Annotated in this window: 15 protein-coding genes; 10 read left to right on the top strand and 5 right to left on the bottom strand. The window is 39.0% G+C overall.

What is annotated here, in order from left to right; genetic code table 11:
• Position 1 precedes the first annotated feature (1 nt).
• Both MJX77_RS13820 and MJX77_RS13825 read left to right on the top strand, forming a co-directional pair.
• Complete coding sequence (locus tag MJX77_RS13820; RefSeq protein WP_252059364.1) at positions 2 to 415, top strand: DUF6691 family protein; 414 nt, start codon at positions 2 to 4, stop codon at positions 413 to 415.
• Positions 416 to 419: 4 nt separating this feature from the next.
• Entirely contained in the window at positions 420 to 1,286 is an 867-nt protein-coding gene (locus tag MJX77_RS13825; RefSeq protein ID WP_252059365.1) for an MBL fold metallo-hydrolase, read from the top strand.
• Between the two features lie 95 nt (positions 1,287 to 1,381).
• Here the strand turns inward: MJX77_RS13825 and pcaU are convergent, their stop codons facing one another.
• Both pcaU and MJX77_RS13835 read right to left on the bottom strand, forming a co-directional pair.
• Positions 1,382 to 2,194, bottom strand: a complete 813-nt coding sequence (pcaU, locus tag MJX77_RS13830; RefSeq protein WP_002120879.1) for an IclR family transcriptional regulator PcaU — start codon at positions 2,192 to 2,194, stop codon at positions 1,382 to 1,384.
• Between the two features lie 42 nt (positions 2,195 to 2,236).
• The gene (locus tag MJX77_RS13835; protein WP_252059366.1) at positions 2,237 to 3,157 is read right to left on the bottom strand and encodes a LysR family transcriptional regulator; all 921 of its coding nucleotides are present in this window, start codon (positions 3,155 to 3,157) and stop codon (positions 2,237 to 2,239) included.
• Between the two features lie 88 nt (positions 3,158 to 3,245).
• Between MJX77_RS13835 and MJX77_RS13840 the strand changes: the two genes are divergently transcribed.
• Genes MJX77_RS13840 through MJX77_RS13855 form a run of 4 tightly spaced genes read left to right on the top strand, consistent with a single transcriptional unit; the run spans position 3,246 to position 7,083 of the window.
• A complete protein-coding gene (locus MJX77_RS13840; protein WP_252059367.1) occupies positions 3,246 to 4,490 on the top strand; it encodes an acyl-CoA dehydrogenase family protein in 1,245 nt (414 codons plus the stop codon).
• 17 nt (positions 4,491 to 4,507) lie between these two features.
• Positions 4,508 to 5,629, top strand: coding sequence for a phosphotransferase family protein (locus MJX77_RS13845; protein WP_252059368.1), 1,122 nt, complete (start codon positions 4,508 to 4,510; stop codon positions 5,627 to 5,629).
• Entirely contained in the window at positions 5,626 to 6,324 is a 699-nt protein-coding gene (locus tag MJX77_RS13850; RefSeq protein WP_252059369.1) for a histidine phosphatase family protein, read from the top strand. Before MJX77_RS13845 ends, MJX77_RS13850 begins: the two co-directional genes overlap by 4 nt.
• Before the next feature lie 15 nt (positions 6,325 to 6,339).
• Positions 6,340 to 7,083: an SDR family oxidoreductase gene (locus MJX77_RS13855; protein ID WP_252059370.1), complete on the top strand. Its 744-nt coding sequence runs from the start codon at positions 6,340 to 6,342 to the stop codon at positions 7,081 to 7,083.
• 36 nt (positions 7,084 to 7,119) lie between these two features.
• Here the strand turns inward: MJX77_RS13855 and MJX77_RS13860 are convergent, their stop codons facing one another.
• The 3 genes from MJX77_RS13860 to MJX77_RS13870 all read right to left on the bottom strand — a co-directional run bounded on the left by MJX77_RS13860 (position 7,120) and on the right by MJX77_RS13870 (position 10,718).
• Complete coding sequence (locus MJX77_RS13860) at positions 7,120 to 8,376, bottom strand: OprD family outer membrane porin (protein WP_252059371.1); 1,257 nt, start codon at positions 8,374 to 8,376, stop codon at positions 7,120 to 7,122.
• A gap of 109 nt (positions 8,377 to 8,485) precedes the next feature.
• Entirely contained in the window at positions 8,486 to 9,835 is a 1,350-nt protein-coding gene (locus MJX77_RS13865) for a spinster family MFS transporter (RefSeq protein WP_100193540.1), read from the bottom strand.
• A gap of 415 nt (positions 9,836 to 10,250) precedes the next feature.
• On the bottom strand, positions 10,251 to 10,718 hold the full coding sequence (locus tag MJX77_RS13870) for a MarR family winged helix-turn-helix transcriptional regulator (RefSeq protein WP_009392094.1): 468 nt from the start codon (positions 10,716 to 10,718) through the stop codon (positions 10,251 to 10,253).
• A gap of 149 nt (positions 10,719 to 10,867) precedes the next feature.
• Here MJX77_RS13870 and MJX77_RS13875 point away from each other — a divergent pair, with 149 nt between their 5' ends.
• The 4 genes from MJX77_RS13875 to MJX77_RS13890 are packed head-to-tail and all read left to right on the top strand — an operon-like array spanning position 10,868 to position 14,087.
• On the top strand, positions 10,868 to 11,977 hold the full coding sequence (locus tag MJX77_RS13875) for an amidase (RefSeq protein WP_252059372.1): 1,110 nt from the start codon (positions 10,868 to 10,870) through the stop codon (positions 11,975 to 11,977).
• Positions 11,978 to 12,013: 36 nt separating this feature from the next.
• Positions 12,014 to 13,162, top strand: coding sequence for an acyl-CoA dehydrogenase family protein (locus MJX77_RS13880; protein ID WP_252061337.1), 1,149 nt, complete (start codon positions 12,014 to 12,016; stop codon positions 13,160 to 13,162).
• Between the two features lie 27 nt (positions 13,163 to 13,189).
• A complete protein-coding gene (locus tag MJX77_RS13885) occupies positions 13,190 to 13,549 on the top strand; it encodes a hypothetical protein (protein WP_000387554.1) in 360 nt (119 codons plus the stop codon).
• Positions 13,550 to 13,553: 4 nt separating this feature from the next.
• Entirely contained in the window at positions 13,554 to 14,087 is a 534-nt protein-coding gene (locus MJX77_RS13890; protein ID WP_252059373.1) for a nuclear transport factor 2 family protein, read from the top strand.
• The last annotated feature ends 2 nt before the right edge of the window (positions 14,088 to 14,089 follow it).

A 14,089-nucleotide genomic window follows, 5' to 3' on the forward strand; every position in this document is an offset into this window, starting at 1 on the left:
TATGAAAAACATTTTAGCTTTTATATTTGGTGGCTTGTTTTCATTAGGCTTAATGATTTCGGGCATGTCGAATCCTGAAAAGGTATTAGGTTTTTTAGATATCTTTGGGCAGTGGGATATCAGCTTAATGTTTGTGATGTTAGGCGCAATTGCTGTGGCATTTATTCCATTTCAAAAGGCTATAAAAAGTCCTAAAACGCTTTTTAATGAGAAAATTCAATTACCAATGAATACACAGATTGACCAAAGGTTAATTGTCGGTGCTTTTATTTTCGGTATAGGCTGGGGAATAGCAGGGATATGTCCAGCGCCCGCTTTAACACTTATTGGATTAGGGCATTTTGAAGCGCTCTATTTTATTGTGGCAATGTTATTAGGAATGTTTATTTACCGAGTCTTAAATAAAGGAAATTAAACCTATGCAACGACCTCTAGTAAAAGATTTTTTTGATGAAAACACCAATACTTTTAGCTATGTTGTTGCGGATTTAGCGACTCGTCAATGCGCGATTATTGATAGTGTGCTTGACTACGATGCAGCTTCGGCGACTACAAAAACAACTAATGCTGATCTGATTGTCGATTATGTCTTGGCTCAAAACTTTAAAGTGCAATGGATTTTAGAAACCCACGTCCACGCCGACCATATGACTGCTGCCCAATATTTGAAATCTAAATTGGGCGGTAAAATTGCAATTAGTCAGAAGATTTCAATCGTACAAGAAACATTTTCAGCTATCTATAATTTTGATTTTAAAAAATTTAATGAAAATCAACCTTTTGATTATTTATTTGAAGATCATGAACATTTCAAAATAGGGGATATAGAAGCCTATAACATTCCTACACCAGGGCATACACCCGCTTGCTTAAGTTATGTGATTGGTGATGCTGTTTTTGTGGGAGATACTTTATTTATGCCCGATTATGGCTCAGCGAGATGCGACTTTCCTAAGGGAAGTGCTGCTGCACTTTATGATTCGGTACAAAAACTTTATACACTTCCTGACAACATGCGCATGTTTTTATGCCATGACTATAAGCCCGAAGGCCGTGATGAATATGTCTGTCAAACAGATATTAGAACTCAAAAGCAAAGCAATATTCATTTAAATCGACGCGTTTCTAAAGAATCATTCATAAAAATGCGTCAAGAAAGAGATGCTACTTTGGCAATGCCAAAATTAATTCTGCCTTCAATTCAAATTAATATGAACGGTGGAAACTTTCCGGAACCTGAAGCGAATGGCATCCGCTATTTGAAAATTCCATTCAATTACTTTTAGAAATAGCCTAAGCAGATTCATTTCGATCGTTTACGTGTTCGAATAGCCTAAGCTAATTATAAAATTGACACCTTATGGAATAGCCTAAGTAAGATTTAAAGAACTTGCCTTAAATCTCGCGAAGTCTCTTGCAATAAAGGCAAAATGTGTTGAATTAAATATTCTTCAGTTGTTTTCATAGTTGGAGAAACAATATTTAAAGCTGCAACCACTTTAAAGTCTTGTCCATAAATGGGTACGGCGAGCGCATGAACGCCTAATTCGTGTTCTTCACGTGAATAACACCAATCTTGCTCTCGAATCTCTTGTAGTAACTCTAAAAATTTATCATTTTCGACATGCGTATATTTAGTTAGACGCTGAAGAGGGTATTTTTGAAGCCAGTCCAATTGTTCTTCTTGGCTTAAATGTGCCAGTAAAATTTTACCCGCCGATGTCGCATGTGCAGGTAAGCGGTTACCCAAATGTAAGCCGTATGGATTTACACGGTCAGTTTGTTGGTGGGCAGCACTACGGGCAATGGTAATGGCTTCATAACCATCAAGTACCATCACAGAATAAATGAGGGAAGTTTGGTTAGTTAACAGATTCAATAAAGGCTGCGATACTTTCGGAAGCTGAGCTGCACCTAAATAAGCTCCTGAAAATTTAAGAACTTTCGGAGTTAAATAGTAATAGTGACCATCTGACTCAAGATAACCTAAATATTCTAAAGTTAATAAATGACGTCTTGCTGCCGCTCGGGTGAGCCCGGTTTTTTCAGCGGCCATAGAAATGTTTAAACGATGTTGATTGCTGCTAAAGCTATCTAAAATCGCCATGCCTTTACCGATGCCAGCAATGTAATCTTCATGACGAATCGTTTTTTTGTTGTCCTGATTCTGGATTATCCGTTCATCTTTACTCATTACTGGTCCTTGTACGATAGAAGCTTAGTAGATCAATTTGCTTTATTGAAAAAGTTTAATAATTTCATTTCGCAAAAATTGATGTCTTAAATTATCCCTTAAATCTTCGTGCCAAAACATACCCATTTTAATATTGGTTATCTCAAAAGGCAGAGAATGTAAGCAAATTTCAGGACTATAAGATAAATGCTGCAAAATCATACGAGGCATGGTCAATATTGCGTTGGCTTGAGCTGCCAGAACTTGTAATGCCGTTGAGTAGTTTTGACAGCGCATAAATACATTTCTTGATATTTTTTGATGTTGGTTTAAATAAATATCTTCAAGTAAGGCACCTGTACGGCGTGATGAAACACCAATGTGTCGTCCATTAATATAACGAGATAAATCGACTTCTTTAAGTTGGCTGCAAATGACGAACTCATCTGTTACCAAATGATCAAAGGTAATTTTTGGAGATAAATATTGTTCTAGGTCAATCACGAAATCGAGCTGCTGCGTCGCCAAGTCCGCCATAATATGTTTTCGATCTAGCTTCATACTGACAAACTGCAAATCTAAATTAAGATTTTGAAAATGTTGAGCAAGCCTTGGAAGAATAATCGGTTCAATCTCATCATGAACGGCGATTTTTAAGCTTTTTAAACTGGCTGGATCAAAGACATGTTTCTGTTGGCTAATATTTTGAATCGTTAAAAGTGCTTGCTTAACAGTTGGATAAATCTGTTCTGCAAAAGGCGTTGCAGACATTTTATTGCCTACTCGTATGAATACATCATCTTCAAGTTGTTGGCGTAAACGCTGCAAAGCATGACTTGCTGCTGACTGTGTAATATTGAGACTACTTGCCGCATTTGAAATACTTTTTTGCTCATAAATCGCGATAAATAGCGGATATAAATTGATATCAATTCGGTGAAAAAAACTTAAGTCTAGGCCATACAAGTTATGAATATTATTCATGAGGTGTTATTTAATAAAATCATTTCATTCATATTAAGTTTCAAGTTATGTTGATGTAAAGACCAGATAATGATGTAAAGGAAAAAGAATGTTTGAACTCTCACAGAAAGCTCAGGATTTTGCTGAGCGAACAAGAAAATTTATTTTAGAAGAAATAGAACCTGTCGAAGCAAAATTTTGGGAAGAAGTTCACGAGTTAAATCCAGATGGAAACTGGAAAAAATGGCAATGGCCTGAGCTTTTAGAAACTTTGAAATCTAAAGCAAAGCAAGCTGGTCTTTGGAATATGTTTTTACCCGATGAAAAGCTGGGTGCAGGGTTAACTGTTCAAGAATATGCACACATAGCTGAATTAACTGGCCGTAGCTTATTGGCACCAACCGTTTTTAACTGTAATGCACCAGACACAGGAAATATGGAATTGTTATGGCGCTATGGCAGTGAACAGCAAAAACAACAATGGTTACAGCCTTTATTAGACGGAAAAATTCGTTCGGTTTTTTGCATGACTGAACCTGATGTTGCATCAAGCGATGCAACCAATATGCAAGCAACTGCACTCATCGATGGTAATGAAATTGTTTTAAATGGCAAAAAGTGGTGGTCGTCTGGCTTAGGTGATCCAAATGCTAAAGTCATTATTTTTATGGCACATACTCCAGATGAAACTAAAGACCGCCATCATCAACACTCTATGGTTTTAGTACCGATTGACACGGTGGGTGTCGAAATTCAACGGATGTTACCTGTGTTTGGCGACTACGATGCGCCACATGGACACGGTGAGGTTCACTTTAATAATGTTCGAGTGCCTCTTGAAAACTTTATTGGTGGAGCGGGTCAAGGTTTTGAAATTGCACAAGGTCGTTTAGGTCCAGGGCGTATTCACCATTGCATGCGCTGTATCGGAGCTGCTGAAAAAGCACTAGAACTCATGATTGATAGAGGTATGTCTAGAACGGCGTTTGGCAAAGAAATTTTAAAACTTGGCGGAAACCTCGAACGCGTAGCCGATGCGCGAGTCGCCATAGATCAAGCTAGACTTTTAACCTTGTATGCTGCTTATAAAATGGATACTTTAGGAAATATGGCTGCTTTAACAGAAATATCTGCAATTAAAGTAGTCGCTCCGAGCGTTTTAGAAAAAGTAGTCGATATGGCGATTCAGCTACATGGCGGTGCAGGTGTTTCAAGAGATACGCCATTAACGGGTTTCTTTGCCCAAGCACGCAGTTTACGTTTAGCTGATGGTCCGGATGAAGTACATAAAGGCATGATTGCCAAATTAGAGTTGACCAAACGTGGTTATTTCGGTCGTCATAAGAAAGTATAAGTTTAAAGGAAGTGAATATGTCGGTAATTGATGTAGGCGGTGAAGTACGTGAAGGTGAAGAGCTTGATATTGGGGCAGTTGAAAACTGGTTAAAAAACCAAGGCGTTGATTTGGTTGGCCCAGCAGTCGTTACTCAATATACTGGTGGGGCGTCGAATTGGACTTATCGTTTAAAATATGAAAATACCGATTTAATTTTGCGCCGTCCTCCAAAAGGAACAAAAGCGAAGTCGGCCCACGATATGGCCCGTGAATATATGGTGCAAAAAAATCTTGCGCCTTATTATCCGGTGCTTCCTAAAATGGTGGCACTTTGTCAGGATGAATCGGTCATTGGCTGTGATTTTTATGTCATGGAACGCATTGAAGGCATTATTCCTCGTGCAAAATTGCCACCTGAGCTTGGCTTTAATGAAGAAAAAGTTCATGAGCTTTGTGTAAATGCTATTGATAAGCTGATTGAGCTACATCAAGTTCCTTATGAGAACACGCCTTTAGCTGAACTAGGCAAAGGAACAGGATATTGCCGCAGACAAGTTGAAGGTTGGGATAAACGCTATGAAAAAGTCCGTACAATCAACGTTCCTTCATTTAAATATGTTCGAAAATGGCTAAACGATAATATTCCTCAAGACTCTACAACTTGCATTATTCACAATGATTGGCGTTTTGATAATGTGATTTTAGATCCAGAACATCCAACTGAAGTGATTGGCGTACTTGATTGGGAAATGGCGACCTTGGGTGATCCATTAATGGATTTGGGCAGTGCTTTGGCCTATTGGGTTGAGCTAACGGATAACATGATTTTTAGGTCGACGCGCCGTCAACCGACTCACTTAAAGGGAATGTTCTCTCGTAAAGAAGTCGTTGAGTATTATTTGCAAAAAACAGGATTGGAGCCTCAAAACTGGGCTTTTTATGAAGTCTTCGGTGTATTTCGTTTAGCAGTAATTGCCCAGCAAATCTATTACCGTTATTACCACAAGCAAACCCGAAATCCTGCATTTAAAGATTTTTGGATCGTGATTCATGCGCTACATATTCGAGCTTTAAAACTTATCGCACAGCAAAAATTGCAAGAATCTGAATTTGCTCAGCAATCTCTACAGAAAATACAGGGTATTTTAAGAAGATGACCACAATTTATCTGGTAAGACATGGACAGGCATCGTTTGGTAAAAGTAATTATGATGAGCTGTCTGAAAATGGTGAGGCTCAGGCGACTTTGTTAGGTCGTTATTTTAAGCAAATATTGAAAGAACAACCTTATGTGGTTGCAGGAACTATGCAGCGCCACGAACAAACTGCAAAGCTCGCACTTACTGAATGCTTTCCAGATGCGGTGATTCAACATAATAATTTATGGAATGAGTTTAACCATCAACAGGTTTTTGCCCGCTATGAACCGCGTTTTGAACAGCCTGAACTGTTAAAAGCTGACGTGGCGCAAGAACAGAACCCTCGCGCATATCTTGCCAAAATATTCGAAGGTGCCATTGGACGATGGACAGATGGCGATTTTCATCATGAGTATGATGAGTCTTGGCCACACTTTAAAGAAAGAGTCGAAACAGCATTGCAGCAACTTTGTGATGAGTTAGCAAAAACCAAACCTCGCTATGCAATTGTTTTTACCTCTGGTGGTGTGATTTCTGTAGCAATTGGAAAATTGCTTGAACTCAGTCCTAATCGAACTTTTGCATTGAATTGGGCAATTGCGAATACAAGCCTCACGACTTTGCGTTTGGTTGGAAATGAAGCTCAGGTTTTAAGTTTAAATGAACATCATTTTATAAAAGCTGAGCGTCCAGATTTACTGACATGGATTTAAAATAAGGATAAAAGCATGGCAAAGACAATTTTAATTACAGGTGCAAGTTCTGGATTGGGCGCGGGTATGGCGCATGAATTTGCAGCCAAAGGCTATAACTTAGCGATTTGTGCACGCCGTTCAGACCGATTAGAATCTTTAAAAACCGAACTAGAAAATCAGTATGGTATTAAAGTCATTGCAAAAAGTCTGGACGTCACCAATTACGATCAGGTTTTTGAAGTATTTCGCGCCTTTAAACAAGAATTTGGCTATTTAGACCGAATTATTGTAAATGCTGGAGTCGGAAATGGCCGTCGTATTGGTAAAGGTAATTTTGAAATTAACAGAGCCACGGCCGAAACAAACTTTATTTCTGCTTTAGCACAGTGTGAGGCAGCGATTGAAATTTTTAGAGCGCAAAATGCAGGTCATTTGGTGGTAATGTCGTCTATGAGTGCAATGCGCGGATTACCAAAACATTTATCGACTTATGCGGCAAGTAAAGCCGCTGTTGCTCACTTGGCTGAAGGTATTCGTGCTGAATTACTGGATACTCCAATTAAAGTCTCAACCATTTTCCCAGGCTACATCCGTACCGAAATGAATGAAGGTGCTAAACATTTACCTTTTGAGGTAGATGCTAAAACAGGATGCAAAGCACTTGTCAAAGCTATCGAAAAACAACCAGTGAAAGCTTATGTACCACAGTGGCCGTGGTTACCAATGAGTATTGCTATGAAGGTTTTACCATTAAAGTTGGTCAATAAATTAGGATAAAAAATTACCCCCTAAATTTTAGGGGGTAATTTTTAATTAAAACTTTTTGGTGTAATTGACGAATAAGCGGTCTTCGCCAAAGTCATTACCATGTTTTACGTTGTAATCAATACGAATATATTGCAGGGCCACACCTTTTAAGAAAGGCTGCTGAAATGCGTAGTTTAAAATCACATTCGACTCAGTCTCGTGGTTTTTCTCACCATTGGCTGCTTTAAAGTCATGTCCATAAACATATTTCACCATCGCATTTAAACCCGGTACATAATCTTTAAAATCGTAGCCGTACATCACATGGTAAGACTTTTCATCTTCTTTAAAGAATCCGGTAGCGTTCCAGTTAATGAAATAAGTTTCTGGTAAGAAGCCATCTGGTAGCGGGTAAGCCGACTCACCGATAATTTGCTGGTAACCCAAGCCAAATGTGTGGTTTTTTACTTTAACGGTTTCAAGTAATCCAATGTTCTGCGCATCAATATCAAAGGTATTGCCATCATCTTTTGCATTAAAGTATTTAAACTTAGAGGTGAGGGCAAAAGTTGGCTGCTTCCACGTATGTTCAAGCCCAACATAATGCTTGTTATATAGATCTTCTAAATTACCAAAATAATATTCACCCTTTAAAGACGGCGTAAATTGATAGCGCAGGTCAATGTAGTTCAAACCATCAGATTCTTTAGTAATCCCATTGGATGTGAAAGAAAACTTTTTAAAGTCTTCTTCATTTCGTGGCGACACTTTTTCCACTCGGCCAATTTCAGCATAGAGTTGATCTGAAAGTTGTGACTTTAAGTTGGTTCCCCAATACGAAGTGAGTAACTGACGACTAGCATCGACTGCCGTTACAGGTAAATCTAGCCAGAGTTCACCGACACTTAAAAGTGTTTTGTCATAGCCCAGCTTTAAAGTCGCGCCGTATTTTAAATAGTCTGAAGCCTGAGATTGCGTTTCTTTATTAAAGGGCAAAACTGTATCTGCGACGTGTTTGTCTGAACTTAAGCGCACAGCATATTGAACAGATGCATCAGCCCCAATCGTGATTGGCTTATCTGCTATGACTAATGGAGTGTCATGCATTTTTGATTTATAAAATAAAGATGCTGCCTGAGACCAGCTACCGGTATCTTTGAGTGCATCATTATCAAAATCACGGTTGATATAAGCATTCTTTAGCGTGAATTTCCATTCATCTTCAGTTTGCTGATTTGGATTTGCGGCCCATGAGTTGCTACACATAAGTATTAAAGTGACAACAGCTAAAGTGCGTGGTTTAAAACGGTGAAATAATTCCATAATCCATTTCCCAGATGTATGCCAGTCCTCGGCAGTACTTAATTTTGAATATTTCGGTACTCTCTAAGCGTTTGGTTAGAGAGTACATTTCTGCAATTGGTGAGACCTATTAATTTAATTTTTCAAGCTTCATGCTTTCACTAAAGAATTTGCAGCCTTTAAAAAGCAGTATTAGAGCCAGTACACACGACAGACCACCGACAATAGATAAAGAAGAACCCACCATTAACGGACTACCAAAAACTTTATCTGTGATAATGGCCACCAATGTTGTACCAATACCGAGTCCAATTAAGTTACTCACCAAAAGAAATAGGGCAGAAAGACGTGCTCTAAATTGGTTAGGTGCTAACATCTGCAAAGCAGTTGCTGAAATAACAAGAGGAAAAGATGCGAAGAACATTGCAGGAATCAGTAAGCTAACTGAAAGCCAAAGCTGATCTGTTTGGGTAAAAAACGCGATTGGAATAATCAGGCCAACAATACCAATCACCCCCGTGAACATCGGCGCATCTTGACGACCTTTTTTAATAAACCAGTCGTTTAACCAACCTGCACAAAACACACCTAAGGTATTTGCAATTAACAGAATCGTACCGAGCATGTAACCTGTTTCAGTCGGTGCAAGTTGAAACTTTCGAATATAAAATGCAGGTGTCCAGCTAGTCAGACTGTAGAGTGCCATTGCATAAAAGGTAAAACCTAAATAATGACAAGCAAATGTTTTCGAATGCTTTTTAATAAACTGAAGACATTGTGAGAATTTGACTTGGTCAACTTGTCCATTTTGATTGAGCTGTTGGCCTTTACGTGCAGGGTCTTTAACAGTCAGAATAAATAGCAGACCAATAATGATACCGGGTAAACCTACTACAAAAAAGGCAATTTGCCATGCTTTAAGTGCGCCTAATAGTGGAACTTCAATGAGTGTCACGCCTTTAAGCAAGTTAATGACATAACCGCCAACTAAAAAGGCGATACCACCACCTAAAAAAGCGCCAATTGAATAAATCCCGACCGCGCGGCCTAGTTTGTCCTTACTAAACATGTCGCTAAACATTGAATAAGCGGCTGGAGATAACGCAGCTTCACCTACGCCGACCGCCATACGGCTCAGGAACAGTTGAATAAAGTTTTTACTTAAACCACAAGTTGCCGTTGCTAGGCTCCAAACAATAATCCCGATTGAAATCAGTTTTGGTCGTGAAAAACGATCGGCAATATAGGCTAAGGGTAAACCCATAACCGCGTAGAACAGAGAGAAGGCAAGGCCATGTAACAAGCTAAATTGTGTATCTGAAAGTTGGAGATCTGCTTTGATGGGTTCAATCATCAACGCCAGAATTTGGCGGTCAATAAATGAAAATATATATGCCAACATACAAAGTGTGACGACATACCATGCATAAGCATTGCTTTTCTTTTGTGTCCTTTCAACAGCGATATTACTTTGGTTCATACACTTAATCCTTATGTATAAAACGCTTAAAGAAATTGATATCTAACTTTTATTATTCCTCTGAAGTTTTCGATATTTCCCCCTTTTAGATAAGAATAATAAATAGGCTAGAAATGAGTAATTTGGTCTCGTACAGACCGGAAGAGTGCATCTAAACCCAATTAGGAGTTAATGGGTTTTTAAAGATCATGGAATTATTATTTTCTTTTTATATGTAAAATTCCATTACTTATTGAGTATGTTAGAATACCTAAAAAGTATGTTAAGTAAACAGATAGTAATAATTTATTGAATTAAGAAACTGATTTTTATTTATTTTTTAATATTAAAACTTATTTTAATAAAGAGCAGCGAGAAAAGAAGAACTGTTTCATGCTGCTCTTGAGCGTATCTAACCCCATATCAAGTCAAATAATCAACTTGATGGCATGAGATCAAATAATTTTTTTAACTGATGATTTAAATTGTGAAGCTCATCTTCTGAAAAAGCATTTAGGATGCCTGCTAAGGTAACCACACTAATTTGATTAATCTGTTCAACTAGCTCAACACCTTTGGCCGTTAATTTCACCATCGAGATGCGTTCATCGGTGGTAGAAGAGTAGACCTCGACAATTCCATCTTCTACTAAGCGATATACAGCTTTTGTTGCCGTAGTTAACTTTAAGGTAGAAAGATTAGCGATATCGGTAATACTGGCTTCACCCAAAGCATTAGTACTTAAAATGATTTTACGGCGTGTATTATCAATACCTAGTTTTTTTATTGATTTTTCAATGAGTTGTGAATATTTTCCGTTAACTTGGGATACCCAAAAAAAAGGGAAGTTTTGAATACTCGACGGTTCTTTATTAGGAAGAAATTGTTCTAAATGATCAAGCATAGCTAAGCAATAACTTAGTGAAAAAAGGGTAATCCTATTATAAACAAAATTTTGGATATTTCCTTGGGAACAAATTATAAAAAATACTTGACAATTCCATTAAATTTTCCGATATTTTGATTAATGAATAAAAATACATGGAAAAGTGAATGAATATTGTTAGCCAAAGCGTGCACAAAGGAAGTGGCAAGCTCAAGGTGATGGTCAAGGACACAATTGATATTCAAGGTCTAAAAACCATTGCTGGTAGTCGAGCTTTATTAAATGTTGAACCTGCTCAAGATGATGCTGAGGTGGTTAAAAACATTTTAAAAGCTGACTGTGAAATTATTGCCAAAACAAATTTGCATGAATTGGCTTTTGGTATTACAGGCATTAACCATGCTTTTGGTACACCCATCAACCCTAAATATCCTGAACTTATTCCAGGCGGCTCTTCGAGTGGTTCGGCTGCGGCAGTTGCAGCAAAACAAGCTGACTTTACTCTAGGTACCGACACGGGCGGCTCTATTCGTATGCCTGCTGCGTGCTGCGGAGTTTTTGGATTAAAGCCAACTTTTGGCCGTGTGAGCAGAAAAGGCGTATATCCGCCGTCGAGTTCTTTAGATTGTGTTGGTCCTTTTGCAAATTCAGTCGATATGATTGAAAAGGCTATGCAAATTATTGATCCAACTTTCAAACCTACTGAATTTACTCGTACACCAAAAATTGCGGTTTTAGATGTCAAAGCAGATGAGGTTGTTTGGAACTGTATCCATCAAGCACTTCAAAAAGCCAATTTACAGACCACTTTAGAAAAAGTTGAACATTTTGAAGCTGCTTATGATGCAGGCATGCAGATTATTAATTATGAAAACTGGCAAGCGTACGGTGAATTAACCCAAACCGGCTTAATTGGTTCTGATGTCAATGGTCGTTTATTAAAAGCGGCACACACCACTTTAGAGCAAGTAAAACAAGCGGAAGCTGTGAAAGCGCAGCTCACCCAAGAACTCGATGCTTTATTAGAAAAATATGATGCATTGGTTCTACCGACACTTCCGCAAATTCCACCAAAAGTTTCTGAAGCTGAAAACACAGTCGCTTTTTTGAATCTTACAGGTTTAGTTCGACCATTTAATTTATCAGGTCATCCCGTTATTTCAGTGCCACTTGAAACCAGTGAAGGTTTGCCTGTGGGCTTACAGATCGTATCGAAGCATCAAAAAGATGAGCAATTATGCGCAATAGCTAAATTTTGTGTTGATGCAATGCAATAAATTACAAGGAGTTAGATGATGAATAAGTTGTCTAAAATGGAGTTTGCTTCTCAAGACAAAGCAGTTGACTTAGACGCTTTGTGTCAAGAAATTCGTGAACGTGCCTGTACAGGTGAATTTGATAATCAGGCATATGTGAGCCAAGACGTTATTGAAAAGCTTAAGCAAATCGGTGTTTACCGTGCTTTGGTTCCGAAACGTTTTGGCGGTGACGAATGTTCACCACGACAGTTTTGTGAATTAATCGAGACATTATCTAAAGCTGATGGTTCAGTCGGTTGGGTGGCAAGTTTCGGTATGAGCCCTGCTTATTTAGGAAGTTTGCCAGAAGAAACGCTTAAAGAATTGTACCAAGACGGACCAGATGTGGTGTTTGCTGGAGGTATTTTTCCACCGCAACCTGCTGAAATTACCGATGAAGGTGTCGTAGTTCGTGGACGTTGGAAATTTTCCAGCGGCTGCATGGGCGCTGACATTGTTGGCGTGGGCATTTCACCGCTTAAAAATAATGAAATGCAGGGCTTACCACGTATGGCAGTGATGCCTGCAAAAAAAGCCAAAATTGAAATGACTTGGGACACCGTTGGCCTAAAAGGTACAGGAAGTCATGACTTAGTCGTTGAAGATGTATTGGTCGAAAAGAAATGGACTTTTGTCCGTGGTGAACCGTCAAAACTCAGTGAGCCATTTTTTAAATATCCGTCACTGTCTTTAGCGACGCAAGTATTAACTGTGGTGGGTATTGGTGTTGCAGCTGCCGCATTAGAAGAGTTTGAAAAATTAGCACCGGGTAAAGCATCGATTACGGGCGGGTCAGAAATTGCCAACCGCCCAGTGACTCAATATGAGTTTGCTCAAGCTGATGCAGAGTTTCAGGCTGCAAAGTCTTGGTTTTATCAAACCATGGATATTGTCTGGAATGAAATTATTGCTGGGCATGAAGCAACTGCTGAACAAATTAGCGATATGCGTCTGGCATGTACCCATGCAGCGCGAGTTTGCGCCAAAGTCACCCGAAAAATGCAAATGCTCGCGGGCATGACAGCGATCTATACCAACAATCCATTTAGCCGTTTTGTAAATGACACCAACGTGGTGACTCAGCATGCCTTTATGGGCGATGCGACTTTACAAAATGCAGGCTCAATCAGTTTCGGGTTACAACCAACCCCGGGTTATTTATAAGTTTAATTTTTTAAAAAGGATATTGAGATGGAAGCTAAAAAATCATTACGCGTTTTATTCTGCATGGGTATTAACCAGAACTTTTTTGATGCTGAACCCGCTGAAGCCAAAGCGGTTTGGGCCGCGTTTGGTGAAATGTGGAATGGCATTCATGACTTACCGGGCGTACATGTTTTTGGAAATCTTGATGATGACCAAAGCATGGTTGGTCCAAGTGCTGGTTGGCCTTGGACAACCTACTTGCTTGCAGATGTTCCAGATATTGAAACCGTACATGCCGCTTGTAACTTGTTTAGAACGACCGTGGTGGGTGAAGGGCCATACAAGCTTTGGAAATATTGCAAAGTTGAAGCTCGTGTTGGGCGCGAATTGATTATCCAACGTTAAGGCGATGGCAATGAATGACAAAGTGAATCTTGCAGAAATCATAGAGCGACTAGAACAGTTAGAAGCGCACAACGCCATTCGTAATTGTTTGAACCGTTATATGGAAATCTGCGACGAGCTCAATGCAAATACAGACCTTGATGAGCTAATGAATCTTTTTGATCAAGACTGTATTTGGGAAGGTATTGGCGAGAAATATGCCAAATCCTTTGGCAGTTATGATTCTTGGCAGTCGATTTACGACATGTTTAAAAGCTACACCCAAAAAGAATCTCACTTTGTTATGAATGCACACTTTGTAAATTCAGAACAAATTTATGTAAATCAAAATGATGCAAATGCTTCTTGGCTCATGTTGCAAACTTCAACCTTTAAAGATGGCCGTAGTCATCTGAATACAGCAAAGCTCAATGTGAAGTTTCAAAAGCAAGCAGATGGAACATGGAAAATTAAACATTTCCAAACACAGAATATTTTCAGTCGTCCCGTATCGCATTGGCACAGTGAAGCCGAATTGCCGGTACCTTCCCAGGAATGACC

Source organism: Acinetobacter sp. AHP123 (genome assembly GCF_023757925.1).
GTDB classification, from domain to species: Bacteria; Pseudomonadota; Gammaproteobacteria; order Pseudomonadales; family Moraxellaceae; genus Acinetobacter; species Acinetobacter oleivorans.